The 24,733-nt window shown below is 64.0% G+C and carries 22 protein-coding genes, 1 tRNA gene and 1 other RNA gene; 9 read left to right on the plus strand and 15 right to left on the minus strand.

Annotated elements, in window-relative coordinates; translation table 11 throughout:
• Positions 1 to 9: 9 nt before the first annotated feature.
• The 3 genes from FJW07_RS01810 to FJW07_RS01820 form a co-directional block, all read right to left on the minus strand.
• The gene (locus tag FJW07_RS01810; RefSeq protein ID WP_140854066.1) at positions 10 to 453 is read right to left on the minus strand and encodes an acid-shock protein; all 444 of its coding nucleotides are present in this window, start codon (positions 451 to 453) and stop codon (positions 10 to 12) included.
• 157 nt (positions 454 to 610) lie between these two features.
• Positions 611 to 799, minus strand: a complete 189-nt coding sequence (locus FJW07_RS01815; protein WP_140648157.1) for a DUF2158 domain-containing protein — start codon at positions 797 to 799, stop codon at positions 611 to 613.
• A 553-nt stretch (positions 800 to 1,352) separates the two neighbouring features.
• Positions 1,353 to 1,428 (minus strand) — tRNA-Thr (locus tag FJW07_RS01820).
• A gap of 338 nt (positions 1,429 to 1,766) precedes the next feature.
• Here FJW07_RS01820 and FJW07_RS01825 point away from each other — a divergent pair.
• Positions 1,767 to 2,960, plus strand: a complete 1,194-nt coding sequence (locus FJW07_RS01825; protein ID WP_181182531.1) for a hypothetical protein — start codon at positions 1,767 to 1,769, stop codon at positions 2,958 to 2,960.
• Positions 2,961 to 3,008: 48 nt separating this feature from the next.
• On the opposite strand, the gene FJW07_RS01830 is transcribed toward FJW07_RS01825, so the two are convergent.
• The gene (locus tag FJW07_RS01830; RefSeq protein ID WP_140854070.1) at positions 3,009 to 4,610 is read right to left on the minus strand and encodes a cisplatin damage response ATP-dependent DNA ligase; all 1,602 of its coding nucleotides are present in this window, start codon (positions 4,608 to 4,610) and stop codon (positions 3,009 to 3,011) included.
• Between the two features lie 241 nt (positions 4,611 to 4,851).
• Positions 4,852 to 5,862 carry a ligase-associated DNA damage response exonuclease gene (locus tag FJW07_RS01835; protein ID WP_140854420.1) on the minus strand — a complete coding sequence of 337 codons (1,011 nt, stop codon included), beginning with the start codon at positions 5,860 to 5,862 and terminating at the stop codon, positions 4,852 to 4,854.
• A gap of 230 nt (positions 5,863 to 6,092) precedes the next feature.
• Between FJW07_RS01835 and FJW07_RS01840 the strand changes: the two genes are divergently transcribed.
• Positions 6,093 to 7,037: a methyltransferase domain-containing protein gene (locus FJW07_RS01840; protein ID WP_140854071.1), complete on the plus strand. Its 945-nt coding sequence runs from the start codon at positions 6,093 to 6,095 to the stop codon at positions 7,035 to 7,037.
• Positions 7,038 to 7,111: 74 nt separating this feature from the next.
• A complete protein-coding gene (locus FJW07_RS01845; RefSeq protein WP_140854073.1) occupies positions 7,112 to 7,486 on the plus strand; it encodes a hypothetical protein in 375 nt (124 codons plus the stop codon).
• Positions 7,487 to 7,702: 216 nt separating this feature from the next.
• Here FJW07_RS01845 and FJW07_RS01855 read toward each other — a convergent pair whose 3' ends face one another.
• From FJW07_RS01855 to FJW07_RS01885, 7 genes are all read right to left on the minus strand, one after another.
• Positions 7,703 to 8,644, minus strand: coding sequence for a glyoxylate/hydroxypyruvate reductase A (locus FJW07_RS01855; RefSeq protein ID WP_140854075.1), 942 nt, complete (start codon positions 8,642 to 8,644; stop codon positions 7,703 to 7,705).
• Positions 8,645 to 8,684: 40 nt separating this feature from the next.
• On the minus strand, positions 8,685 to 10,313 hold the full coding sequence (locus FJW07_RS01860) for an ABC transporter ATP-binding protein (protein ID WP_140854077.1): 1,629 nt from the start codon (positions 10,311 to 10,313) through the stop codon (positions 8,685 to 8,687).
• On the minus strand, positions 10,310 to 11,449 hold the full coding sequence (locus tag FJW07_RS01865; protein WP_140854079.1) for an ABC transporter permease: 1,140 nt from the start codon (positions 11,447 to 11,449) through the stop codon (positions 10,310 to 10,312). The genes FJW07_RS01860 and FJW07_RS01865 overlap by 4 nt, the downstream gene beginning before the upstream one ends.
• A complete protein-coding gene (locus FJW07_RS01870) occupies positions 11,449 to 12,543 on the minus strand; it encodes a microcin C ABC transporter permease YejB (RefSeq protein WP_140645383.1) in 1,095 nt (364 codons plus the stop codon). Before FJW07_RS01870 ends, FJW07_RS01865 begins: the two co-directional genes overlap by 1 nt.
• Before the next feature lie 30 nt (positions 12,544 to 12,573).
• The gene (locus FJW07_RS01875; protein ID WP_140854081.1) at positions 12,574 to 14,451 is read right to left on the minus strand and encodes an extracellular solute-binding protein; all 1,878 of its coding nucleotides are present in this window, start codon (positions 14,449 to 14,451) and stop codon (positions 12,574 to 12,576) included.
• A complete protein-coding gene (locus FJW07_RS01880) occupies positions 14,451 to 16,331 on the minus strand; it encodes an extracellular solute-binding protein (protein ID WP_140854083.1) in 1,881 nt (626 codons plus the stop codon). Before FJW07_RS01880 ends, FJW07_RS01875 begins: the two co-directional genes overlap by 1 nt.
• Positions 16,332 to 16,488: 157 nt before the next feature.
• On the minus strand, positions 16,489 to 17,151 hold the full coding sequence (locus tag FJW07_RS01885; RefSeq protein WP_140854085.1) for a cytochrome c family protein: 663 nt from the start codon (positions 17,149 to 17,151) through the stop codon (positions 16,489 to 16,491).
• 192 nt (positions 17,152 to 17,343) lie between these two features.
• On the opposite strand from FJW07_RS01885, the gene FJW07_RS01890 reads away from it, so the two are divergent.
• Together FJW07_RS01890 and FJW07_RS01895 are read left to right on the plus strand one after the other, a co-directional pair.
• Complete coding sequence (locus tag FJW07_RS01890) at positions 17,344 to 18,072, plus strand: 3-deoxy-manno-octulosonate cytidylyltransferase (RefSeq protein ID WP_140854087.1); 729 nt, start codon at positions 17,344 to 17,346, stop codon at positions 18,070 to 18,072.
• 23 nt (positions 18,073 to 18,095) lie between these two features.
• Positions 18,096 to 18,959, plus strand: coding sequence for a prephenate dehydratase (locus FJW07_RS01895; RefSeq protein ID WP_140702706.1), 864 nt, complete (start codon positions 18,096 to 18,098; stop codon positions 18,957 to 18,959).
• A gap of 276 nt (positions 18,960 to 19,235) precedes the next feature.
• Here FJW07_RS01895 and FJW07_RS01900 read toward each other — a convergent pair whose 3' ends face one another.
• Genes FJW07_RS01900 through FJW07_RS01910 form a run of 3 tightly spaced genes read right to left on the minus strand, consistent with a single transcriptional unit; the run spans position 19,236 to position 20,962 of the window.
• Positions 19,236 to 19,538: a Dabb family protein gene (locus FJW07_RS01900; RefSeq protein WP_140656134.1), complete on the minus strand. Its 303-nt coding sequence runs from the start codon at positions 19,536 to 19,538 to the stop codon at positions 19,236 to 19,238.
• A gap of 10 nt (positions 19,539 to 19,548) precedes the next feature.
• A complete protein-coding gene (nudC, locus tag FJW07_RS01905) occupies positions 19,549 to 20,490 on the minus strand; it encodes an NAD(+) diphosphatase (RefSeq protein ID WP_140854089.1) in 942 nt (313 codons plus the stop codon).
• Between the two features lie 52 nt (positions 20,491 to 20,542).
• A complete protein-coding gene (locus tag FJW07_RS01910) occupies positions 20,543 to 20,962 on the minus strand; it encodes an HIT family protein (RefSeq protein ID WP_140645375.1) in 420 nt (139 codons plus the stop codon).
• 187 nt (positions 20,963 to 21,149) lie between these two features.
• Here FJW07_RS01910 and ffs point away from each other — a divergent pair.
• The 4 genes from ffs to FJW07_RS01930 all read left to right on the plus strand — a co-directional run bounded on the left by ffs (position 21,150) and on the right by FJW07_RS01930 (position 24,717).
• An RNA gene (ffs, locus tag FJW07_RS01915) (signal recognition particle sRNA small type) lies at positions 21,150 to 21,246 on the plus strand.
• A gap of 106 nt (positions 21,247 to 21,352) precedes the next feature.
• Positions 21,353 to 23,167, plus strand: coding sequence for a DNA polymerase III subunit gamma/tau (locus FJW07_RS01920; protein ID WP_140854091.1), 1,815 nt, complete (start codon positions 21,353 to 21,355; stop codon positions 23,165 to 23,167).
• Between the two features lie 22 nt (positions 23,168 to 23,189).
• Entirely contained in the window at positions 23,190 to 23,513 is a 324-nt protein-coding gene (locus FJW07_RS01925; RefSeq protein ID WP_140702714.1) for a YbaB/EbfC family nucleoid-associated protein, read from the plus strand.
• Positions 23,514 to 23,730: 217 nt separating this feature from the next.
• Positions 23,731 to 24,717, plus strand: coding sequence for a cell wall hydrolase (locus FJW07_RS01930; protein ID WP_140854093.1), 987 nt, complete (start codon positions 23,731 to 23,733; stop codon positions 24,715 to 24,717).
• The last annotated feature ends 16 nt before the right edge of the window (positions 24,718 to 24,733 follow it).

The raw sequence follows: 24,733 nt of genomic DNA on the forward strand, positions 1-24,733 counted from the left end.
GCCTCTTGGTCATTGCTCCTGATTGGGAGCGGATTTGTGGCCCGGCCTCTCGTCGGCGCCAAGCACGCCGTCGCCGTTCTTGTCGAGCCTGGCGAAGCGCTTGGCGAGGAAGGCGTCGACCTCGCCCTTGTCGACGAAGCCGTCCTTGTTGGTGTCGATGCGCGCGAAGGATTTGGCCGGATCGCCCTTGGCCTTGCGGGCGGTCTGGAAAGCGGTCCATTCGGCGAGGCTGACCTTGCCGTCATTGTCCGTATCGGCCCTCATGAACGCCCTTTCCCGGCGCGCCTCGAACTTTTCCAGCGTCAGGCCGGATTTGGTTTGGTCAGACTTGGTGGCCGGAGCCGAGGTGCTCGGCGCCGTCTGGGCCGGGGCAGGGGTCGGCGTCGTTGTCTGGGCGACCGCGGCCGCGGTCTGCAAGCCAAGGGCAACGACAAATATCGTGGGGCGGATCATGCTCTCGTCTCCGGTTGGGCGCCGCCATTGGCGGCCACGCTTCAGCCGTTAAACGCGAGGCAAAGCAAAATCCGTCGGTCTTTTTTCGACCGGACAAAAAGTCCCCGGGATCCGGCCTGACCGGACCGGATCGTCCCTGAAGGACCGAAAGCGACGACTATCTCGGGTGGTCGACGGCCACCAGCTGGTCCGGCTTGAAGCCGGCATGCTGCGGGGTCCAGACGTCGCCTTCGCGGTTGAACCAGTGGCACAGATACGTGCCTGAGGCCGCGCCGTCGCTGATTGTCATTTCCGGGCCTCCGGATTTCAGCCTGACGACGTCTCCGGTCTTGAAACTGTTGGGCATTTCGACCTCCCATGCTGACAAGGCGAGTTTCCCACCAACAACGATTCCCGACAATGGCCGAGATGCGCCGATGACGTGGTGCAGGCGGGAAGGCGTGGAAAACTGGTGCCGCTAGCGTGATCCGCGAGGCAGCACCGTCATATCAAGGCTTTTGAGCTCCACTGATTGGCTGCCTTCTCCGCCCGGGAGGACGATCATGGACCTTTCTTCCGACAATTTGCGGCATGGGCGCACAGGTGGAAGCCCGGCTCGCTTTTTGTGGTTAGGATTTGAGGTCAGCAAGCCGGGCTATGCGCCGACCGATGGGCGGGGGGCTTGGGGTTATCAGCCGGCGCGATCGCGAGACTGTCTGATTTGCCTGCCAGCCCACAATCGACCGAGGTCCGTCCTGCCAAACGCATTGGTCCGAAAGGACCAAAGATATAGCCCCTTATTCCGTTGGGGCAGCTTGCCCGCCGGTGATCTTTTGTTACCTGCCCCCATTGCCCACGGTTAACGAGCAGACCGCTCACCGCCCGGCCTCCGTTAACAGTTTGGTTCTCGTGGAGAAACTTGGTGCCGCTTGCGTGACTCGAACACGCGACCCCATCATTACGAATGATGTGCTCTACCAACTGAGCTAAAGCGGCCCGGGAAGCGTCAGGCTTCCAGAATGGGCTGGGTGATAGACTCAACCGCTCGCTAATTCAAGATGGGCAGCGGTGAATTCCGGCCTCGTTGGCGGCAATTCCGATCTAGGGTTACCGCGCAACGGGCACAGGCGCGGCCCGTGGCGGGTGTGCGGGCCGCACGTCCTTCGCACCTGCCTGGCCGGCGCGACCGCGCCGGTGGTGACGAAAAATGTTGATTCTTAAACAAAAAATGCCGAAATGGCTTTGGCCGGCAAGGCAGCCGCTCGCCGTTGATCGATTGGTCGCCTGCGGCTGACGATCAGACAACCGTGAGCGAACGCGCAGAGGGAGCTCGCTTGGACCCCATCGAGAAAGCGATCCGCAATGCCTTCGAGAAAGGCAATGCCGAGGACCGGGCGTTCCGCGAGAAGGTCTATCGATCGGCCTTTGCCGCGCTCGACCGCGTCCTGCAGGCCAATCCGAACGTCACGGTCGAGGCCGCCATCAGCCGCCGCAAGGCGGTGCAAGCCAAGATCACCGAGATCGAATCGGAATTCCTGCCGGCCGTGCCCGATGTGACGCTGCCGCCCGAAAACGTCGCGTCGGCCGGCAATGGCGCGCCGGATCCCCGCGTCGAAGCGCCGGTGTCGGCCGCGCCGTCGGTCGACGCGCCGCTGCCGCCGTCGCAATCCGCGCCCTCGCCCTCGATCACCGTTGACGGCCCGGTGCAGCCCGATGCTTCGGACCAGCCGCGCTCGCGCGTGCTGCCGCGCGTGCCCGACATCATGCCGGACGAGACGGCGCTTCCCGACGCGCCGTCGCTCGACGATTCGCCGGGCGCTCCCGTCGGCAACGGCGCTGAGGTCGCGCCCGACCGCGACGAGCGGCGCATCAGGGGGCGGCGCCTGCCGCCGACCGCGATCTTCGTCGTCGCGACGCTGCTCGCGGCCGCCGGCATCGGCCTCTATTTCGCCAAGCAGACCGGCGTCTTCAAGACAGCGGCCGAGCTCGACACCGGCCCGCCGGAACCGACGCCGACGCTGGACGACGAGGATTCCTCGCCGCCGGCCGAACCCGGCTCGCCGCAGAAGCCGGGCGAGGCCGACCAGTCGAAGAACTGGATCAACGTCTTCTCGCCGGCCGATCCGACCCGTGTCAGCACGCCGTCCGACGCCGCCGCCGAGGTGATGAAGGACGACACCGGCCAGTTCCTGCGCATCCGCTCGGGCGCGTCAGGTTCGGCCATCGCCTTCGATGTCGGCCAGGGCGTGCTGGAGAAGCTTGCCGGCAAGCACGCCATGTTCGACATCGTCGCCCGCTCGGAAGAAGGCAAGGAGACGCAGATATCGGTCGATTGCAATTTCGGCGATTTCGGCGATTGCGGCCGCAAGCGCTACGCGGTCGGCCACGAGCGCAACGAATATCTGTTCGACGTGCAGTTCCCGGACAAGCATCCGGGCGCGGCCGGCACCATCGCGGTCAACTCCGACTTCGACCAGAAGGGCAAGTCCGTCGATATCTACGAGATCCGCGTTTCGATCGCGGAGTGATCGCGCCGCTCTGTCTGCAGGCGCCGGCGCGCCGGCGAGGGGTCGTCCCTAGCCGTCCAGCAGCGCCTGCAGCGTTTCGATGCGATCGGCTTCCGCGGCCGGCTTGTCCCAGCGCAACCGCGAGATGCGGGGAAAGCGCATCGCGACGCCCGATTTGTGGCGGGTCGAGCGGTTGAGGCCTTCGAACGCCACCTCCAGCACCAGGCCGTTCCCGCGGTCGGCGCGCACCGAGCGCACCGGCCCGAAACGCTCGATCGTGTTGTCGCGCACATATTTGTCGATCTCTCTCAGCTCCTCGTCGGTGAACCCGAAATAGGCTTTGCCGACCGGCACCAGCTCTTCCGAACCCTCGGGGCCGGACCAGACGCCGAACGTGTAGTCCGAATAGAAGCTGGAGCGCTTGCCGTGGCCGCGCTGCGCATACATCAGCACCGCGTCGATGGTGTGCGGATCGCGCTTCCATTTGAACCAGGGGCCCTTCGGCCGGCCGGCGAGGTAGGTCGAATCCCAGCGCTTCAGCATCACCCCTTCGATGATCGGATGCGGCGGCGCCTGGCGCAGCCGCTCCAGCATCTCCCAGTCGGAAAACGCGACCAGCTGCGAGAGATCGAAGCGGCTGGGATCGAGGGTTTTGACGAAAGCCTCGAGCCGCTTGCGGCGCTCGGCGAAGGGCAGCGCGCGCAGATCCTCGCCATTGATCTGCAGCGCGTCGTAGCAGCGCATGAAGGCCGGATATTGCTGCTGGATCTTTGGCGAGACGCTCTTGCGGTTCAGCCGCTGCTGCAGGTCGGAGAAGGTTCCGGTCGCCTCGCGCGGGTCGCCGACCAGCAACTCGCCGTCCAGCGCCGCCTCGAAATTCATGGCGGCGGCAAGGTCCGGGAAGGCGCCGGACACGTCATCGCCGGTGCGTGAATAGAGCCGGCGCACACCGCCTTCGCACACTGCCTGCACGCGGATGCCGTCCCACTTCCATTCCGCCGCATAATCGGCCGGATCGAGTTTTTCGAGGTCGTTGTCGCCAACGGCATTGGAAAGCATCACTGGCCGGAACAGCGCAAGTGCGGCGCTCCTCGGCTTTTCCGCCCGGCCCTCCAGCCAGGCGAACAGCTCGGTGTAGGGCGGCGCCAGACCGTGCCAGAGCTCCTCGATCTCGGCTACGTCGACTTGGCCGAGGTCGGCCAGCGCCTGCTTGGCGAGCCGCGCCGACACGCCGATGCGCAGGCCGCCAGTGACCAGCTTGATGATGGCGAAGCGCGCCGAGATGCTGGCGTCGTCGAGCAGCCGCGCCAGCACCTTCGGCCCGTCGGAGCGGCTGGCGGCCTGCAGCCTGCCGACCACCTCGGCAAGCGTCGGCACATGATTGGGGATATGGCCTTGCGGCTGCGGCCAGACCAGCGACACGGTTTCGGCGAAGTCGCCGACATAGTCGTAGGAGTAGCCGAACAGCACCGGGTCCATGCGCTCGACCACCAGCGCGCGCAGCATCGCCGGCTTCACCGCCGCGATGTTGAGATCGCCCGTGATCGCCGCCAGCGCCAGCCCGCGATCGGGGTCCTCGACGCTGCGGAAATAATCGGTGAGCAGCGTCAGCTTGCCGTTGCGCGACGGCGTCAGCACCAGACGGTCGAGGAGCTCGGCGAAGCGGTTCATGGGGATGTGCGCCCCGCCAATGGCGAAAGCCGGCGCGAGGCACCCCCCTCTGGCCTGCCGGCCATCTCCCCCGCACGGGGGGAGATTGGCAGTTTCGGCCCTGCCGCACATCCTGCAATGTCGATGATTGGCGAAAGCCGTCGCGACATCCGATCTCCCCCCTTGCGGGGGAGATGGCCGGCAGGCCAGAGGGGGGTGTGAAGGATCGCGGCGTTGCCAATTCCCGCATCAAGAATCGCCATCAATCGCCCTCGTCCTCATACCCCACCAGATGCAGCGGCCTCGCCGCAATGCCCTCCAGTTCGCACCAGCGCACCAGCGCCTCCTCGCGGCCATGCGTCACCCAGATTTCCTCCGCCCCCGTTTCCTTGATGGTGATGATCAGCTCGTCCCAGTCGGCATGGTCGGAAATGATCAGCGGCAGCTCGACGCCGCCCTGCTTGGCCCGCTGGCGAATGCGCATCCAGCCCGAGGCGAAGCAGGAGATCGGGTCCGGAAAACGCCGCGCCCAGCGGTCGGCGAAGGCCGACGGCGGTCCGACGACGATGGCGCCGGCGAAATCGGCCTTGCTGCCGCTCTCCACGGTTCCCGGCTCGAGTCTGCCGAGATCGATGCCCTGGCTCTGATAATATTCGCTGAGCTTGGCCAGCGCGCCGTGGATATAGATCGGCCTGTCATAGCCGGCGTCGCGCAACAGCCGCATCACGCGCTGCGCCTTGCCGAGCGCATAGGCGCCGATCAAATGCGAGCGCTCGGGAAACTGCGCCGCCGATTTGAGCACGCGCGCGATCTCCTCATGGTCGGGCGGATGCCGGAACACCGGCAGGCCGAAGGTCGCTTCGGTGATGAAAACATCGCAGCGGACAGGCTCGAACGGCAGGCAGGTCGCGTCCTTCTGCCGCTTGTAGTCGCCGGAGGCGACGATGCGCATGCCCCCATGCTCGACGCAGATCTGCGCCGAGCCCAGCACATGCCCGGCCGGATGGAAGGTGACGGCGACGCCGTTGATATCGATCGTCTGACCGAGAGTTGCCGCTTGCGTCGTTCCGGCGAAATCCTCGCCATAGCGCAGTCCCATGATGTCGAGCGTCTCTTGCGTCGCGAGCACCGAGCGGTGGCCGGATCGCGCATGGTCGGAATGGCCGTGCGTGATCAGAGCCCGCCCGACGGGCCGCACCGGATCGATGAAGAAATCGCCGGGCGGGCAGTAGAGGCCCTCCGGCCGGGATTTGAGCAGGTCGCTGGCGCGCATGGCTTTGAACATAGTAGCTAAATTTGCCGCGGGAAGCCCGTTGCAAGAGACTGCTGACTCGTCCTGGATCCCAATCGCGTTTCGTTGAAACGCCATCACGATCCAGCTCTTTGTTGGAGCAAGATCTCTCTCCGAAAACCGGTTCCCACTTTTTGCTTCGCTGACCTTTGGTTCGGGATCATGCTATGGAGCCAGCCGCCGGCCCGCCTCGCCGGTGGGATCCTTCACGAATGAAACCGCTCCAGGCCTCGTCGGGCGATTTGAATGCCGACCGTCACGCCGATTTCGCCGAGATGCTTCTCGCCTCGGGCGAGCCTGCGCAGGCGGCGGAGCTTTTGCTTGGCGCGCTGGAGCTGGCGCCGCGCTGGGCCGCCGGCTGGTTTCGCCTCGGCGAGATGCAGGAAGCGGCCGGCCTGCCCGACCAGGCCGCGCAGGCCTGGGCCATGGCGCTGAAGCTGGAGCCCGCGGATCGCCTGGGCGCCGCGCTCAAGCTTCAGCTGATCGGCAAGGCGGCCGCCGCGGCGGCGCCGCCCAGCGCCTTTGTCGAGACCTTGTTCGACCACTACGCCAACAGTTTCGAGGAATCGCTTGTCGGCAAGCTCGGCTACGGGCTGCCGGATTTTCTCGGGCGCGCCATTGGCAAGGCAAGGCCCGGCCGATTCGGGCTGGCCCTCGACCTTGGCTGCGGCACCGGCCTGATGGGCGAAAGGCTGCGCCCTTTCGTCGACCGGCTGGAGGGCTACGACATCTCGGCCGGCATGCTGAGGAAGGCGAGGGCCAAGGGCATCTACGACCGGCTGGCCAAGGCCGATCTTCAGCATTTCTCCCACACCGGCGACAGAGCCGACCTCGTGGTCGCGGCCGACGTGTTCATCTATGTCGGCGCGCTCGACCGTATCGTCGGCGCGGTTGCGAACATGCTTGCCGATGGCGGCATATTCGCCTTTTCGCTCGAGACGCTTGTCGGCGGCGGCGATTTCGCCCTTTTGCCGTCACGGCGTTATGCCCATTCCGAGGCCTATGCGCGGCACGTGCTTTGTGCCAACGGGCTTTCGGTCCTGTCGCTGGAAAGCATGGTTATCCGTCACGACCGGCGCGATCCCGTCGAGGGCCTAGCTATTGTGGCTGGCTTCCCTGCTACAGCTACCGAGGCGGGGAATCCGGCAACGGCATGAGGTCGACCTTGCTGCGAAAAAGCCTGAATGGCATGGTCCGGGTTGCGCGGGGCGGATACCACGAGGAGATATCCATGCGCTGGATCATGATTGCGTTGGCGTCCTGCCTGGCGGTGGCCGGATGTGTCGGCGGCACGTCGATGGCGGAGCGTCAGGATGAGGACGTCCAATCCTCATTGCAGTATGACGATGTGCCTTGCGATCAATTGCTGGCGCAGCGCAATCAACTGGCGCAGCAGAACAATCTGCCTGTCACCGCCAAGCCGAGCTTCTCCAATCCGGCGATGGGCTTCGGCCCGTTCACGCCGGACATGCGCTCCAAGGCTTCGCGCGACAGCAACAGGGCGAGCGGCGAGATCGACGCCATGAACCGCTCGATCGACCGGCGCGACTGCGGCAAGCCGAAGAAGAAGGAGACGTTCGGGCTGCCCGGCTCGAAGCCTTCCTGAGTATCCGATATTCGATATTCCGCTTTGCGATCGGTCGGGTCGTCGAGCTTTCGTGTTTGAAGGCCGCTATGAATCTCTCGGATCTCGGCAACCGCATCTGCATCCTGAGACCGTCCAACAGCGGCAAGTCCACTCTTTCCGACGCTATAGGGCGCAAGCGCGGCTTGGATCGCCTGGATCAGCTCTTTGCTTCCGCGATCGGAATTTGTCTCCCAACTAATATCCGGCCTCTCTGTCGACCAGGTTGTCCAGCTTTTCGCCGCGCTCGAAGGCGGCCATCTGGCGAAGCATGATCGGTACCAGATGGGCCGGGTCCGAGGTCGCCGCCGCATGCGGCGTGACGAATACTTTCGGGTGGCTCCATAACGGGCTGGTCTTCGGCAGCGGCTCGACCTCGAACACATCGAGGCTTGCTTCCTTCAGCGTGCCGTCGTCCAGCGCCCGGACGATGTCGGCGTCCTTCTGCAGGCGTCCGCGCCCGGCATTGATCAGCACGGCGCCGCCAAGCCCGTTGCGCCGGCGCAGTTCCTTGAGCAGCCCGTAATTGACGATGCCTTGGGTTTGCGGCGTGAGCGGCAACAGCACGACCAGGATGTCGGTGGCATTGAGGAACGGGATCAGCCCGGCCTCGCCGGCATAGGTCGAAACGCCCTTCATCGGCCGCTCGCTGCGCGACCAGCCATTGACGGCGAAACCGAGCGAAAGCAGCACCGAGGCCGCGGCGCGGCCGAGATGGCCGAGGCCCATGATGCCGACGGAGATGTCGCCGGCCGGCCGTTGCGGCGGCTCGTGCCAGGTCTTCTTCGCCTGCTGGCCGCGGTAGAGCATGCTCTGGCGGTGATGGTCGAGCACTCGCCATACGACATATTCGGTCATGTATTGGGTGAGATTGTCGGCGACGATCCTGACGATCGGCACGTCTGGCAGGCCGGGATCGGCAAAGATGTGGTCGACGCCGGCGCCGATCGAAAAGATGACGCGCAGATTGGGCAGCGACTTGAGAAGGTTGGGCTTCTGCTTCCACACCACCGCATAGGTGATCGACGGATCGTTGGCGCCGTTTGGCTCCAGCACGACCTCGCGCTCGGCCGAGAGCAACTCATGCCAGCGCTGCGGGTGGATGCCGGTGAGGGCAAGCAGGACTTTGCCTTTTTCCATTTGCGGATTTTTCTTCCCTGTTTCGCCGGTGCGGGTCCGATTACTCGCTGACCACGCCGGTCGGTGCCGTCTCGATCTTGAAGGCCGCCGCCATCAGCGCCCGCGTATAGTCGGTTTGCGGGCTGCTGAAAATCTGCGCGGAAGGTCCCGCCTCGACGATCTGGCCATTGCGCATGACGATGACGTCATTGGCAAGGGCGCGGACCACCTTGAGGTCGTGGCTGATGAAGAGATAGGCGAGATTGTGCTTGGCCTGAAGGCCGCGCAGAAGGTCGACCACTTGCGCCTGCACGCTCATGTCGAGCGCCGAGGTCGGCTCGTCGAGCATGACGAAGCGCGGGTTGAGCACCATGGCGCGGGCGATGGCGACACGCTGGCGCTGACCCCCGGAAAACTCGTGCGGGTAACGGTGGCGCGTCTCGGGATCGAGGCCGACCTCTTTCAGCACGGCGACCACCTTGTCGTCGCGCTGGTCGGCCGAGAGCCTGGGCTCGTGGATCTTCAACCCTTCCTCGATGATCTCCGAGACCGACAGGCGCGGGCTGAGCGATCCGAACGGATCCTGGAAGACGATCTGCAGTTCGCGCCGCAGCGGCCGCATGGCGCTGAAGGAGAGCTGGTTGATGTCGCGTCCGTTGAAACTGATCGTGCCGGTCGAGGAGATCATCCGGGCGAGCGCTAAGCCCAGCGTCGTCTTGCCCGAGCCGGATTCGCCGACGACGCCCAGCGTCTGGCCGGCGCGCACCGTGACGTCGATGCCGTCCACGGCCTTCACATGGTCGACGGTCTTGCGGAAGAAGCCCTTCTTGATCGGGAACCAGACCTTGATGTCCTTGCCGGTCATGACGGATTTGGCGCCCGGGTCGGCCGTGGGCGGCTTGCCCTTCGGCTCTGCCGCCAGCAGATGCTTTGTATAGTCATGCCGAGGATTGGCGAAGATTTCCCCGGTCGGGCCGCTCTCGACGATCTTGCCCTTGGTCATGACACAGACGCGGTCGGCGATCCTGCGCACGATGCCGAGATCGTGTGTGATGAACAGCAGCGACATGCCCTTGCGGGCTTTGAGCTTCGCCAGCAATTCGAGGATCTGCGCCTGCACGGTGACGTCGAGCGCCGTCGTCGGCTCGTCGGCGATCAGAAGCTGCGGCTCATTGGCCAAAGCCATGGCGATCATGACGCGCTGGCGCTGGCCGCCGGAGAGCTGGTGCGGATAGGCGTCGAGGCGTTTCTGCGGATCGCGGATGCCGACCTCGTTGAGCAGCTCCAGCGTGCGGGCGCGGGCGGCTTGATCGCGCATGCCCTGATGCAGCTGCAGCACCTCGACGATCTGCTGCTCGATCGTGTGCAGCGGGTTGAGCGAGGTCATCGGCTCCTGGAAGATCATGGTGATCTTGTTGCCGCGCACGCCGCGCAACGCCTTCTCGTTCATGGCGAGCAGGTCGGTGCCTCCGAACAGGATCTTGCCCGAGGGATGGCTGGCGGCGGGATAGGGCAGGAGCTTCAGCACCGACAGCGCCGAGACCGATTTGCCCGACCCGGATTCGCCGACCAGGGCAACCGTCTCGCCCTTGGCGATGTCGAATGAGATATGGTCGACGGCGATCGATTGCTTGCCGCCCTGCGCGAAGGCGACGCTCAGATCTTGGACGGACAGCAGGGCTTCGCTCATTTGAACGTCTTGCGCGGATCGAAGGCGTCGCGTGTCGCCTCGCCGATGAAGACCAGCAGCGACAGCATCAGCGAAATGACGATGAAGCCGGAGATGCCGAGCCAGGGGGCGTTGAGGTTGCGCTGCGCCTGTTTCAGCAGCTCGCCGAGCGAGGCCGAGCCTGGCGGCAGGCCGAAGCCGAGATAGTCGAGCGAGGTCAGCGTCGAGATGGAGCCCGAGAGCAGGAAGGGCAGGAAGGTCAGCGTCGCCACCATGGCGTTCGGCAACAGGTGCCGGAACATGATGGTGAGGTTCGGCACGCCGAGCGCCCGCGCCGCGTTGACATATTCGAAGTTGCGCGCGCGCAGGAATTCGGCCCGCACCACGCCGACCAGCGCCACCCATGAAAACAGCAGCATCAGGCTGAGCAGGATGAAGAAGCCCGGCGGCAGGATGGCCGAGACGATCAGCAGGAGGTAGAGCACCGGGATCGCCGACCAGATCTCGATGAAACGCTGGAAGAGGAGGTCGGTCCAGCCGCCGAAATAGCCCTGCACCGCGCCGGCCGCGACGCCGATCAGCGACGAGCCAAGCGTCAGGATCAGGCCGAACAGAACCGAGATGCGGAAGCCGTAGAGCACGCGCGCCAGAACGTCGCGCGCCTGGTCGTCGGTGCCCAGCCAGTTCCAGTTGCCGACGACGCAGTTCTCGTCGGCCTCTCCCTTCGGGTACTGACTGCAGCGTGTCTTCTTGTCGTAAAGCCAGGACGGTTTTGCCGGTGCCGGTTCCGGAATGGCGTTGTTGACCGTCTGGTAGGAGTAGCGAACCGGCGGCCAGATCATCCAGCCATTGGAATTGATCTCGTCCTGGATCACCGGATCGCGATAATCGGTGACGGCGTAGAAACCGCCGAACTTCTCTTCCGGATAGGCGACCAGAACCGGAAACAGGATCTCGCCCTTGTATGAGACGATGATCGGCCTGTCGTTGGCGATCAGCTCGGAAAACAGCGACAGCACGAACAGCAAAAGGAAGATCCAGAGCGACCAGTAGCCGCGCCGGTTGGCCTTGAAATTCTGCAACCGCCTCTGGTTGAGCGGCGACAGAAATGGCCTGCGAGGCCGCGCCGGCGCGCTTTCGATCGCGGCCTCGGCCATCAGATGTCTCTCCGCTCGAAGTCGATGCGCGGATCGACCCAGGTGTAGATCAGGTCGGACAAAAGGCCGACGAACAGGCCAAGCAGCGAGAAGATGTAGAGGGTGGCGAACACCACCGGATAGTCGCGGTCGATCACCGACTTGAAGCCGAGCAGGCCGAGGCCGTCGAGCGAGAAGATGTTCTCGATCAGCAGCGAGCCGGTGAAGAAGGCCGAGATGAAGGCGCCGGGGAAGCCGGCAATCACGATCAGCATGGCGTTTCGAAAGACGTGGCCGTAGAGCACCTTGTGCTCCGACAGCCCCTTGGCGCGCGCCGTCACCACATATTGCTTGCGGATTTCTTCAAGGAAGGAGTTCTTGGTGAGCAGGGTGGTCGTCGCGAAAGCTGAAAGCACGAGCGCCGTCAGCGGCAGCGTCATGTGCCAGAAATAGTCGGCGATCTTGCCCGGCCACGACAGCTGGTCCCAATTGTCCGAAACGATACCGCGCAGCGGAAACCAGTCCCAGAACGAGCCGCCCGCGAACAGCACCATGAGCATGATGCCGAACAGGAAGCCTGGAATGGCATAGCCGACGATGACGACGCCGCTGGTCCATACGTCGAAGGTCGAGCCGTCCTTCACCGCCTTGCGGATACCGAGCGGAATCGAGATCAGGTAGGATAAAAGCGTGATCCACAGGCCGATGGAGATGGAGACGGGCATCTTCTCCAGGATCAGGTTCAGCACCGAGATATCGCGGAAATAGCTGTCGCCGAAATCGAAGCGGCTATAGTTCCACAGCATCATGCCGAAGCGCTCGAGCGGCGGCTTGTCGAAGCCGAACTGCTTTTCCAGCTTCTTGATGAATTCGGGATCGAGCCCCTGCGCGCCGCGGTATTTCGAGCCGACATCGCCGGCCACGTCGAAATTGCCGCCGCCGGCGTCGCCGCCACCGCTGCCGAGGCGGTCGTTGCCGCCCTGGTTGGTCAGCCGTGCAATCACCTGCTCGACCGGGCCGCCCGGCGCGAACTGGATGACCGCGAAGGAAATCGCCATGATGCCGAACAGCGTCGGGATCATGAGAAGAATGCGGCGCAGGATATAGGCGCCCATCAGGCGTCCGGCCCCGCGCAAACGTTCATGTCAGGCTTTGCCAATCTTTGCCGCCTTGCCCTTGTCGACCCACCACAGCGCCTCGACCGGAAAGCCGAAATCGGGTTTCTGTTCGGGGAAGCCGAACATGTCCCAATAGGCGCTTCGGTGATTCGCCAGATACCAACTTGGAATCCAATCGCGCCGCGCGCGCAAGGCCCGGTCCAAGACGCGCATGGCGGTGGTCAGGCTTTCACGGTCCTTGGCGGCGCCGACGGCATCGATCAACGCATCGATGGCCGGGCTTGCAATGCCCGACAGGTTGCGCGAGCCCGATACGGCGGCGCTGCGCGAGTGGAAGAAAATTTCCAGATCGTCGCGGGTCGGCGTGGCGCTGAAATTGAAGGCGGCCGAGAGCAGGTCGAAATCGAATGTCGATTGCCTGAGCTGGTACTGTGCCGAATCCACCAGGCGGATCGAGGCATCGATGCCGATGGCTTTCATGTTGGCGACCCAGGGCGAATAGACCTGCACGAAGGTCTCGTCGTCGACCAGGAATTCGGCGGCCAGCCGCCCGCCCTTGTCATTGACCGCGAAGTCGCCGGAGCGCTTCCAGCCCGCCTGAGCGAGCAATTTCAGCGCCGCGCTCAGTTGCTTGCGGTCCCGCCCTGAACCGTCGGACGGCGGTTGCGTCACCGCTTCGCCGAATGTCTCCGGCGGCAGCTGGTCGCGCAGCGGCTCCAGCAGCGCCAGCTCCTGCGGCGTTGGCATGCCCGCGGCCCGGAAGTCGGATTTTTCGAAGCAGGATTGCGAGCGCTCATAGGAACCATAAAAGAAGTTGCGCCGCGTCCATTCGAAATCGAAGCAGAGCGCGATCGCCTGCCGCACGCGCGGGTCCTTGAATTGCTCCCGCCGCTGGTTGACGGCGGTGGCCTGCATGGAAGGCGTGGTTTCAGCCGGGAACTCATGCTTGATCACCTTGCCGGCGGTAAAGGCTGGAAAGTCGTAGGCCGTCGCCCAGACGCGCGACGTGAATTCCTCGCGGTAGAGTATCTCGCCCTTCTTGAAGGCCTCGAACCCGGCCGTGCGATCCTGGTAGAATTCGATGCGGATGCGCCCGAAATTGTTCTGGCCGCGATTGACCGGCAGGTCGTTGCCCCAGTAGTCGGCCACGCGCTCATATTCGATCCAGGCGCCCGCCGACCAGCGCCCGACCTTATAGGCGCTAGAGCCGAGCGGCGGATTGAGCTGCGAGGAATCGAATGGATTGGCCGTGTAAAAGGCCTTCGACAGGATCGGAAACCCGACGACGTTGAGGATGGTGCGGGCCGATTGCTTGCCGGAGAATTTGAGCTCGACGGTGTGAGTGTCCTTCGCCTCGGCATCTTCCAGATGCGTCAGCGACAGCGCGTAGTCCGGATGCCCTTTGTCTTTCAGCAGCTTGAAGGTGAAGGCAACATCGTCGGCGGTGAGCGGCGTGCCGTCATGGAAGCGCGCCTGCGGGCGCAGCGAGAATGTGAAGCCGTTGCGGTCGTCGGAGATTGTGACTCCGTCGGCGATCAGTCCATAGACCGCGTCTGGCTCGTCGAGTGCCCGCACCATCAAGGAATCGAAGCACATTTCCATGCGCTGCGGAGAATCGCCCTTGGCGACGAATGGGTTCAGCGTGTTGAAGGTCTGCGGGCTCTGGTTGGCGCCCCAGTTCGGCGGCGAGAAGTTGAAGATGCCGCCTTGCGGCGCATCGACATCGACATAGTCGAAATGGGTGAAATCGGGCTTGTATTTGAGGTCGCCGAAGGCCGACAGGCCGTGCAGCTTGACACCGGCCGGGGTGTCGGCAAAGGCCCGGCCGGGCAGCAGGGCGGCGGCTGTGGCCGCGGCGCCGAGCGCCAGGAAGTCGCGGCGAGGAAGCAAAATCCGCCGCCTCATCAATTGAGGCCCTTGTACTTGGCGGCCAGCGCCTTTTCCTTCTCGGGGTCGATCCACCAGGAATCGATATCGGCGCCGCGGTAACTTGGCTGCTTTTCCGGCATGCCGAACTTGTTCCAATAGGCAAGCCACACCACCGCGCGATAGAATTGCGGGACCACATAGTAGTTCCACAACAGCACCCGATCGAGCGCGTGGGTGGCCGCGACGAGGTCGTCCCGATCGGTCGCGAAGATGATGCGGTCGACCAATGCATCGACAACCGGGTCCTTGATGCCGGAATAGTTGCGCGATCCGGGCGCGTCGGCGGCCTTCGAGCTCCAGAAATCGCGCTGTTCGTTGCCCGGCGATTCCGACTGCTGCAGCAGGTTGGTGATGACGTCGTAGTCGAAATTGTTGACGCGGTTGACGTATTGGCTGGGATCGATGATCCGCAGCGTCGCATCGACGCCGATCTTGCGCAGGTTGGCGATATAATTGCCTGAGAGGATCTGGTCCGTGTCGGACGTGCCGAGGATCTCGAATTTGAACGGCGCGCCGGTCTTGGCGTTCACCATCTTGCCGCCCTTGATCACCCAGCCCGCCTGGGCGAAGAGGTCCACCGCCTGCTTCAGATACTTCCGTTCCGCCTGCGGCGAGTCATAGACCGGCAGCTTGAATTCCTGGGTGAACAATTCAGGCGGCAGCTTGTCTCGATACTTCTCCAGGATCTCGAGCTCCTTGCCTTGCGGCAGCCCGCTCGACGCCAATTCGGTGCCCTGGAAATAACTTTTCGTGCGCGTGTTGGAATTGAAGAACAGCGTGCGGTTCATCGTCTCGAAATCGTAAGGATAGGTCAGCGCTTCGCGCACGCGGCGATCCTGGAACAGCGGCCGGCGCTGGTTGAGCATGAAAGCCTGCATCGGCTCCGGCGAGGTGGTCTTGAATTCCTTCTTGATCACGTCGCCGGCGCTGATGGCGGGAAAATTATAGGCCGTGGCCCAACGTCTCGAGCTGTTTTCCGGCTTGATGTCGTCCAGCCCGCCCTTGGTGAAGGCCTGCCAGGCGGCGTTGTCGTCCAGTATGTAGGTAAAGCGCTGGGTGTCGAAATTCTCGCGGCCGACCTTCACCGGCAGCTTGGCGCCCCAATAGTCCGGCACGCGCTGCCAGACGATCTCCGAGCCCGGCTTGAAGCTGGCGATCTTGTAGGCGGCCGAGCCCAGCGGCGGCTCCAGCGTCGGCCTGGTGATGTCGCGCTTCTTGCCGCTGGCATCGGTGCCTTCCCACCAATGCTTCGGCAAAACGACGAGATCGCCGAGGATCTTGGGCAGTTCGCGGTTGCCCTTCTGGTTGAAATGGAATTCGACCTCATGGTCGGAGATCGCCACAGCATCGGTGACGTTCTCGAAATAGCGGCTGTATTGTGGGCTGTTGGCCTTGAGCACCTGGAAGGACCAGATCACGTCATCGACGGTGATTGGCTGGCCGTCATGCCATTTTGCCCGCGGATCGAGCCGGTAGGTGGCGGACGAATAGTCGGAAGGGTATTTGTAGGCATCGGCGACCAGCGGGTGGCTGACGCTGCCCTCGTCGGTCGCCTGGTCCATCAGCGTGTCGTAGAGCAGCCCGCCGCCGAAGCCGACCAGCCCCGCTGCCGGCGATCCCTGCACGATATAGGGGTTGAAGCTGTCGAACGTACCGGTGACGACGGAGTTGTAGGTCCCGCCTTTCGGCGCATCGGGATTGACGTAGTCGTAACGTTGGAAATTCTCGCCGTATTTTGAAGGCCCGATCAGCGACGACGTCGTGTGCCACTCATCGGCGAAGCCGGCCTGCAGGCTGGCGGCGAAGGCGAGCGCGAACGCCGATGCGAAAAGCGTGCGGAAGCGGCCAACCTTCATGCGTTCTCCTCGTCGCGAACTTTGCTCACCCGCAATCTAGATCATTTGACGCCGGTGGGAACCGCAAGTGCCGCCTTTGTCGCCGCCCATGCAGCTTTCCCAACAGAAAAGCCGGGACGAACCCGGCTTTTCCAAGGAAGTCTCTGCGACAAATTGTTTATTGAGCGGGCGCCGCGGGCTTGGCCGGAGCGGCTCCCTCGGCCGGCTTGGCCGGCGCGGCGCCTTCCGCCGGCTTGGCGCCTTCGGCGGGCTTGGCCTCGGCCGAAGCGCCCGGCTGCGGCAGCGGCTTCGGGTTGTCCGACAGCGTGCGCAGATAGGCGATCACATTGGCCCGGTCTTCATCCTTCGGCAGACCGGCGAAGCCCATCGCCGTGCCCTTCACGAACTTCTTCGGCGAGGTGATGAAGTGGTTGAGATTGTCGTAGGTCCAGTGCTCCTGGCCGCCTTTCGAAAAATCCTTCATGCCGGCCGAATAGGCGAAGCCTTCATGCTCGGCGACGGGGCGGTCGACGATATCCCAGAGATCCGGGCCGACCTTGTTCGGACCGCCCTTTTCGCCGGAATGGCAGGCCTGGCATTTCTTGAAGATCGCGGCGCCAGCCTCGGCATTGGCGGTGGCGAGCAGGTCGGCGATCGGCTTGGCTTCCGCCGCGGGAGCAGCCGGACCGCCTTCGGCCGGTTCCTGCGCTTCGATGGCGAAGCCGGGCTTTTCGGGCGCCGGCGAGGCAAACAATCCGTCCGAGACGAGGCCTATGGAAAAGACGAGGAAGCAGGTTCCCAGAAATCCGCCGAGCAGCTTGTTGACTTCGTTGGAATCCATACGCCCCTTGCTCCCTTTTCCGGCGGACCGTCCCGTCCACTCCGTCCGTCGGTATCGCGAACTGCCTCGAAAGGCCAGTCAAATCGGGCGGAAACTAGGTCTTTTGCTCAGGCGTTGCAACACCTATAAGGGCGCTTCCAGTGAGACCTTTTGCCACTTTCCATCCGCTTTTTTCGACCGCCCTGAAATCCGATGTCAACCTTGATCCTGATCCCCGCCCGCATCGCCTCGACGCGTCTGCCGGGCAAGCCGCTGGCCGACATTGCGGGCGCGCCGATGATCGTCCATGTCGCCCGCCGGTCCGCCGAGGCCGGGCTTGGCCGCGTGGTGGTGGCGACCGATACCGAAGCCGTCGCGCAAGCCGTGCGGGCGCATGGCTTCGAGGCCGTCATGACCCGCGCGGATCACGAATCGGGCTCCGACCGCATCTTCGAGGCGCTGACGGCCCTCGACCCCGAAAAGCAGGTGGAAACGATCGTCAACGTCCAGGGCGACCTGCCGACCATCGATCCCGAGATCATCGGCGCGTCGCTGCGGCCGTTTGAGAACAAATCGGTCGATATCGCCACGCTGGGCGTCGAGATCGTGCGCGACGAGGAGAAGACCAACCAGAACGTGGTCAAGATCGTCGGCTCGCCGCTTTCGGCGACACGGTTGAGAGCGCTCTATTTCACCCGCGCCACCGCGCCCTGGGGCGAGGGGCCGCTCTACCACCACATCGGCCTCTACGCCTATCGCCGTGCGGCGCTGGAACGCTTCGTGGCGCTCAAGCCGTCGCCGCTGGAGCGGCGCGAACGGCTGGAGCAGCTGCGCGCGCTGGAAGCCGGCATGCGCATCGACGCCGAGATCGTCAAATCGCTGCCGCTTGGCGTCGACACCCCCGACGACCTCGAGCGGGCGCGAAAAATCCTTTCAAACTGAGACAAGATAGAGACATTTGGGGCATGGCTGAAAAGACCAACAGAATTTCCTTCCAGGGCGAGCCGGGCGCCAACTCCGACACGGCTTGCCGCAACATGTTCCCGTCGATGGAACCGTTGCCTTGCCCGACCTTCGAGGACGCTTTCAACGCGGTCGAGACCGGCAAGGCCGAACTCGCCATGATCCCGATCGAGAACACGATCGCCGGGCGCGTTGCCGACATCCACCACCTTCTGCCGGAATCGAAGCTGCACATCGTCGGCGAGTATTTCCTGCCGATCCATTTCCAGCTGATGGTGCTGCCGGGGGTGAAGCGCGAAGAGATCAAGACCGTGCACAGCCACATCCATGCGCTCGGCCAGTGCCGCAAATATATCCGCAAGAACGGCTGGAGGCCGGTGATCGCCGGCGACACGGCGGGTTCGGCCAAGATGGTCTCGGAGGTCCGGGACCGCACCATGGCCTCGCTGGCGCCGGCTTTGGCCGCGGAGTTCTATGGGCTCGATATCATCGAGAAGAATGTCGAGGACACCGATTCGAACGTCACCCGCTTCGTCGTGCTGACCAAGAACAAGCAATGGGTGGAACGTCCCGCGCCGGACGCCAAGATGATGACCACCTTCATCTTCCGTGTCCGCAACGTGCCGGCCGCGCTCTATAAGGCGATGGGCGGCTTCGCCACCAACGGCATCAACATGACAAAGCTCGAGAGCTACCAGCTCGGCGCCTTCACCGCGACGTTGTTTTATGCCGACATCGAGGGCCACCCGGACGATCCGCTGGTCAAGCTGGCGCTGGACGAGTTGCGCTTCTTCTCGCGCGAGATGCGCATCCTGGGTGTTTATCCGGCCAGCGCCTCGCGTGATGAGTGGAAGGTGGCGGATTGACCGGTTAGTCGGAGCTCACGACCTTCGAGATTGGGGGAGTCTTCGCGACTTCGTCATCCACGGGCGGAGCGACGCGAAGCGGAGCGCAGACGCGAGGATCCATTCCGTAACCTTGATCGTAGAGCGCGGCGGAGCAGAATTCTGGACCGTCGCAACGCGTCGAAGTCACGGCATGGATCCTCGGGTCTGCGCGCGTCGCTTCGCTCCTTGCTTCGCCCGTGGATGACGAAGCACGAAGGCCTTCGCCAATCTCCGACGTTTGCACTCAACCCGATATCACCCCCAGCCGAGCGGCACGTAGTCGATCTCCATGAACTTATCGACCTCGGGCACCCAGCGGTCGCGCACGAAGGCGACATGGTCCGGGTGCTCGTTGTAGCGCGTGTAGGCTGCCTGGTCGGCGAACTCCATCGAGAAGCCGAACTGGTAGTCGTTCTTCGGGCTCACCTGCCGCAGCTGCTCGAAATGCGCGACGCCCTTGATCCCGGTCAGGATCTTCTTCGCGTCGTGGAGGAAGCGCTTCGTCTCCAGCGACTGCAGCGGGTGCTTCAGCGTGAACACGACGGTGTGACGGATCATTCTTCTGCTCCTATTCGCTGTCGACCCAGGCGCGGATGAGGTGATGGGCGATTGCCCCTTTCGGCGGTGTAATCAAGCCGTCGGCATGCGTCCTGTCCAGCATCGTGCGCACCTCGTCGCGCAAAAACCAGCGGCAGTCCTCCAGCTCGTTGAGGTCGGCCTGGATATCCTCGTTGAGCGGCTCGCCGAAGCAGCCGATCATCAGCGAATAGGGGAACGGCCAGGGCTGGCTGGCGTGATAGACGACGCGGCCGAGCCGGATGCCGGCCTCTTCAAGCGTCTCGCGCCGCACCGCCGCCTCGATCGTCTCGCCCGGCTCGATGAAGCCGGCAAGCGCGGAATACATGCCCGGCGCGAAATGCTTGCCGCGCCCGAGCAGGCATTTTTCATGCGTCACCGTCAGCATGATCGCCACCGGGTCGGTGCGCGGGAAATGGTCGGTGCCGCAGACCGGGCAATGCCGCCGGTAGCCACCGGCCCGCATTTCCGAGCGGTTGCCGCATTTCGAGCAGAAGGCATGGCTGGCGTGCCAGGCGAGCAGCGCCGCGCCTTGCGCCAGCGCGCCGGCCGCCGCCTCGTCAACCAACCCCTGCATATAGACGGAGCGGTAGTCGATCGCCTTGATCGTCTCGGGCAGCTTTTCCGACTCGACGCCAGCGGGCGCCGCCAGCACAGGGCCTTCCTCGGAAAAGCCGAGCAGCACGCCTTGGCCGAGCGAAACCTCGAAGGCCTGGCTTTCATCCGCCTTGAACCAGGGATCGAACTTGCCGTCGTCGAGTTTGAGGTAAAGCCGCCCGGCATGCATCAGCATCAGCCGCGCGGTGCGGTCGGCCAGCGCTTTTTCGACCGCGTCGTCGGCACGGTTCTCGGACTGCCGGTCGATCCGGTTGCCGGCGAAACCGACGAATTGACTGGGCTCGCGCAAGGGCGCGTCGAACAGGCGAAAGCTCATGGGGACTCGGGTGGGCTGAGGACTCGGGGGTGCGGAATGGACACTGGTCAGCTTATAGCGCTGCCTTGATCGTTTCGGCAAACCGCCTCATATCGGAGCGCTGGTAGGGCTCGCGCATGCCGTGCCCCCAGACCGGTCCCGGCCAGCCGGGATCGCCCTCGGAGCGGGCGACGACATGGACATGCAGCTGGCGCACGATGTTGCCCAAAGCGCCAGTGTTGATCTTGGTGCAGCCGGTCACCCGCTTCAGCGCTTGCGCCACCATATTGGTCTCGAAGGTGAGCATCGCCTGGTCGAGCGGCGTCATTTCGTGGCTTTCCTCGACACCCGGCCGCTGCGGCACCAGCACCAGCCATGGCCAGCGGCGGTCGTTCATCAGCCTGAGCTCACAAAGGCCAAGCCACATAAGCTGCTCGCTATCCGCCTCCAGCCGGGCGTCCAGCGTGAATCCGGCCTTGAGGCCAGGCAGCATCGGCGTTTCCTTCACTTCTGTTATTTGTGAGCATTTTCCAAACCCGGGACGCTAGAGCGGCGGAAAGGTGGCTGCAAGCGATTCATTGACCGCCGCCATCGATTTGAAGGACTTTCCGCCTTCGATGTGGTCATGGGTTCCGGCTCGGCCCTTGCATTTCGCCGCCGAATTGCCGATATGGAACGCGGGAGGTTGGTGGTGGACGATCCACTCGCCAACCGGGTCAGGTCCGGAAGGAAGCAGCCCTAACGAGCCCGGAACGGGTCATTGTTCCAGCCTCCCACCTCTTCGCCTCTCTCCCGCGACATTGACGGCCCCGAGCCGTGCGGGTGAGACTATGCGTAGGAATCGGCCGCCTTCCGTCGCGGTCCTGGGAGCTTTTGACGGCGAATGAGCGAAGCCGGAAATTTGGGGCCAGAAAGCCTGGAAACAGGTAAGGCCGCCGCTTATCGCGTCCTGGCGCGCAAATATCGCCCTTCGAATTTCTCCGAGCTGATCGGCCAGGAGCCGATGGTCCGTACGCTGACCAATGCGTTCGCCACCGGCCGCATCGCCCAAGCCTGGATGCTGACCGGCGTGCGCGGTGTCGGCAAGACGACGACCGCGCGCATCCTGGCGCGCGCGCTGAACTACAAAACGGCGACCGTCGATCAGCCCTCCGTCGACCTTTCGATCCCCGGCGAGCATTGCCAGGCGATCATGGAAGGCCGCCATGTCGACGTCATCGAGATGGACGCCGCCTCTCACACCGGCATCGACGACATCAGGGACATCATCGACCGCGTCCGCTACGCGCCGGTCTCGGCACGCTACAAGGTCTACATCATCGACGAAGTGCACATGCTCTCCACACAGGCCTTCAACGGCCTCCTGAAGACGCTGGAAGAGCCGCCGCCGCACGTCAAATTCATCTTTGCCACCACCGAGATCCGCAAGGTGCCGATAACGGTGCTGTCGCGCTGCCAGCGCTTCGATCTGAGGCGCATCGATGCCAGCGCGCTGGTCGGGCATCTGTCCTCGATCGCTGCCAAGGAAGGCATTGCCGTCGACGACGAGGCCCTGGCGATGATCGCGCGGGCCGCCGAAGGCTCGGCGCGCGATTCGCTTTCCATCCTCGACCAGGCGATCGCCCACGGCAGCGGCACGGTGAGCGCCGAGGCGGTGCGCGCCATGCTCGGCCTTGCCGACCGCGCCCGCATCATCGACCTGTTCGAGCATGTCATGAAGGGCGACGTGGCGGCCGCGCTCGCCGAGTTCCGCGCGCAATACGACACCGGCGCCGATCCGGCCGCCGTGCTTACCGATCTTGCCGAGTTCAACCACCTCGTCACCCGCCTGCGCTTCGTGCCGGCAGCCGCCGACGATGCGTCGCTTTCCGAGGACGAGCGCCGGCGCGGTGCCGAATTCGCCGGCACGCTTTCGGTGCGCGTGCTGTCGCGGACCTGGCAGATGCTGCTCAAGGGCATTCCCGAGGTGCAGTCCTCCAACCGCCCGGTCAGCGCCAGCGAAATGGTGCTGATCAGGCTGGCGCACGCCGCCGACCTGCCGACGCTGGACGAGGCGCTGAAATCGCTGGAGGGCGCGGGCCCGCTGCCGAATGGTGCGCCGCGCGCCAACGGAACGCCGGCCGGCAATGGCGGCGGCGCGAGCCCCGTCGCGCAGACCCGGATGCCTGCTTCCACCGGTGGCGGCGCCCAGACGATGCGCCTGGTCGAAACGCAGCCCGCGCCCGCCGCCTTCGTTCCGGCGCCGGAGCCGGTCGCCGAGGCCCCCGTCGTTCCGGTCAAATCGCTGGCCGACATCGTTGCGCTTGCCGACGCCAATCGCGACATGGCCTTCAAGGTGCTGCTGAAACGCTGCGTGCGGCCGGTACGCATCGAGCCCGGCCGGCTCGACGTCACCTTGACCGACGACGCGCCGAAGATGCTGCTCAACGACCTCACCGCCAAGCTGCGCGCCTGGACCGGCCGCAACTGGCTGGTGTCGCTGTCGAAGGAAGAGGGCGGCCAGACATTGGCCGAGATGGAGACGACGAAGCGCGAGAACGCCTTCTCCGACGCCAAGAGCGACCCGACTGTCGCGGCCATACTCGCCCGTTTCCCTGGCGCCAAGATCATCGATGTGCGCATCCCGGACGTGCCGGACGTGGAAGAAGCCGAGGCCGACCTGCCGGTCGAGCCGGCGGCCGATGACGACGAGACCTGAAACATTTTTAGAGGACCAACCGATGAAAGATCTTCTCGGCCTGATGGGCAAGGCGAAGGAAATGCAGGCCAAGTTCCAGGCCATGCAGGACGAGATCGCCACGCTTGAAGCCACCGGCCAGGCCGGCGGCGGTCTGGTCAGCATCACGCTTTCCGGCAAGTTCGAAATGAAGACGCTGAAGATCGATCCGTCCTTGATCAAGGCGGACGAAGCCGAGATCCTCGAGGACCTCATCCTGGCCGCCCACAATGACGCCAAAAATAAGGTCGAGCAGATCATGCAGGAGAAGACCAAGGCGCTCACAGCAGGCTTGCCGATCCCGCCCGGAATGAAATTGCCGTTCTGAGGCCGTGTCCGCCAGTTAATTGATTATGAACGGAAATTGAGTCCGGGCTGCAATATTAACTATTTTGCCGGCAATGCTCACGGGCACATTTCGCGACATTCATAAAGTTTTACCCAAGTCCAGAAGTTGCTAACCCTCTAGCCATCTTTTTGCCCGAAAGAGTCTCATTCTTGCCACATCTCGGGGCGGGCTGGCATCTGGACATGAGGCTTTTTTGGTGATCGCGACGCGATGGAAGACGCCGCTGCTGCTTATCGGCATCGTCACTTCCCCCTTGCTCCTGGCCGGCTGCAGCCAGACCACTTCCTCGCATGGCATGTCGGTGTCGGGTCTGACCGATGCCCTTACGCCGAGCTTCCTCACGCGTTCCTCCAGCCATTCGCTGAAGGACAAGGAATGCTTGCAACGGGCAATGTTCTTCGAATCCAACCGGTCGAGCCGCGACGGCATGATCGCGGTCGGCACGGTCGTCATGAACCGGCTTCGCTCGGGCCAGCACGGCAACACCATCTGTCAGGTTGTCGGCGAGCCAGGCCAGTTTGCTCCGGGCGTCATGACTCGGCCGATGAACTCGAAGGCACTGCCGGATGTCGAGGAGGCGGCCGATGCGGTGCTGAGAGGCGAACGCAAGGCCAAGCTCAAGAACACGATGTATTTCCACACCGCCGGCCTGCGCTTCCCCTACAAGAACATGCATTACACCATGGTTGCCGGCGGCAACGCCTTTTATGAGAAGCGCGGCCGCAACTGGCAGCCGCTGCCGGACGAGCCGATGGTCGCCATGAACGTGGACGGCCAGCAGAAGTCTGACCGGCAGAAACCGGCGGCCGACGCTCCGGTGCTCGTGGCTTCCGCCGAGCCGATCGTCAAGACGATCGTCCGTCCGGACCCGGCAAAGCAGGCCGCATTGGCCGCGGCCGCGCGGACCGAAGATGCTTCCGCCGAACAGACCTATGTGACGGCTTCTGTTGCGCCTTCTGCCAAGTCCGGCCGTCTGGCGCAGAAGCAGATGGTCGTGGCGATGCAGGAGCCGATGGCCGAACCGGACGCCTCGCGTTTCGGCGGCACCCTCAAGGGCCGCTACATCACTTCGGTGCCCAATGCGCCGCAGGAAGCGGCGATGGGCTTCCAGTCGACGCCTGAGAACACCGACGCCATCGGCGCGATGATCGTCAGCCAGAACCGGCCGCTCGAAGCCAACTGAACCCGATTGCATCCAA

Source organism: Mesorhizobium sp. B3-1-9 (assembly GCF_006439595.1).
Lineage (GTDB): Bacteria > Pseudomonadota > Alphaproteobacteria > Rhizobiales > Rhizobiaceae > Mesorhizobium.

Excerpts from the sequence above, each read along its gene's own strand:
- FJW07_RS01845 (WP_140854073.1), top strand. The coding sequence starts at position 7,112 with ATGCGCTGGATCATGATTGCGTTGGCGTCCTGCCTGGCGGTGGCCGGA.
- FJW07_RS01910 (WP_140645375.1), bottom strand. The coding sequence starts at position 20,962 with ATGCTGCCTGGCCTCAAGGCCGGATTCACGCTGGACGCCCGGCTGGAG.
- FJW07_RS01890 (WP_140854087.1), top strand. The coding sequence starts at position 17,344 with ATGTCAACCTTGATCCTGATCCCCGCCCGCATCGCCTCGACGCGTCTG.
- FJW07_RS01880 (WP_140854083.1), bottom strand. The coding sequence starts at position 16,331 with ATGAAGGTTGGCCGCTTCCGCACGCTTTTCGCATCGGCGTTCGCGCTC.
- FJW07_RS01900 (WP_140656134.1), bottom strand. The coding sequence starts at position 19,538 with ATGATCCGTCACACCGTCGTGTTCACGCTGAAGCACCCGCTGCAGTCG.
- FJW07_RS01855 (WP_140854075.1), bottom strand. The coding sequence starts at position 8,644 with ATGGAAAAAGGCAAAGTCCTGCTTGCCCTCACCGGCATCCACCCGCAG.
- FJW07_RS01860 (WP_140854077.1), bottom strand. The coding sequence starts at position 10,313 with ATGAGCGAAGCCCTGCTGTCCGTCCAAGATCTGAGCGTCGCCTTCGCG.
- FJW07_RS01920 (WP_140854091.1), top strand. The coding sequence starts at position 21,353 with ATGAGCGAAGCCGGAAATTTGGGGCCAGAAAGCCTGGAAACAGGTAAG.
- FJW07_RS01810 (WP_140854066.1), bottom strand. The coding sequence starts at position 453 with ATGATCCGCCCCACGATATTTGTCGTTGCCCTTGGCTTGCAGACCGCG.
- FJW07_RS01885 (WP_140854085.1), bottom strand. The coding sequence starts at position 17,151 with ATGGATTCCAACGAAGTCAACAAGCTGCTCGGCGGATTTCTGGGAACC.
- FJW07_RS01895 (WP_140702706.1), top strand. The coding sequence starts at position 18,096 with ATGGCTGAAAAGACCAACAGAATTTCCTTCCAGGGCGAGCCGGGCGCC.
- FJW07_RS01925 (WP_140702714.1), top strand. The coding sequence starts at position 23,190 with ATGAAAGATCTTCTCGGCCTGATGGGCAAGGCGAAGGAAATGCAGGCC.
- FJW07_RS01865 (WP_140854079.1), bottom strand. The coding sequence starts at position 11,449 with ATGGCCGAGGCCGCGATCGAAAGCGCGCCGGCGCGGCCTCGCAGGCCA.
- FJW07_RS01840 (WP_140854071.1), top strand. The coding sequence starts at position 6,093 with ATGAAACCGCTCCAGGCCTCGTCGGGCGATTTGAATGCCGACCGTCAC.
- nudC (WP_140854089.1), bottom strand. The coding sequence starts at position 20,490 with ATGAGCTTTCGCCTGTTCGACGCGCCCTTGCGCGAGCCCAGTCAATTC.
- FJW07_RS01835 (WP_140854420.1), bottom strand. The coding sequence starts at position 5,862 with ATGCGCGCCAGCGACCTGCTCAAATCCCGGCCGGAGGGCCTCTACTGC.
- FJW07_RS01875 (WP_140854081.1), bottom strand. The coding sequence starts at position 14,451 with ATGAGGCGGCGGATTTTGCTTCCTCGCCGCGACTTCCTGGCGCTCGGC.
- FJW07_RS01870 (WP_140645383.1), bottom strand. The coding sequence starts at position 12,543 with ATGGGCGCCTATATCCTGCGCCGCATTCTTCTCATGATCCCGACGCTG.
- FJW07_RS01830 (WP_140854070.1), bottom strand. The coding sequence starts at position 4,610 with ATGAACCGCTTCGCCGAGCTCCTCGACCGTCTGGTGCTGACGCCGTCG.
- FJW07_RS01815 (WP_140648157.1), bottom strand. The coding sequence starts at position 799 with ATGCCCAACAGTTTCAAGACCGGAGACGTCGTCAGGCTGAAATCCGGA.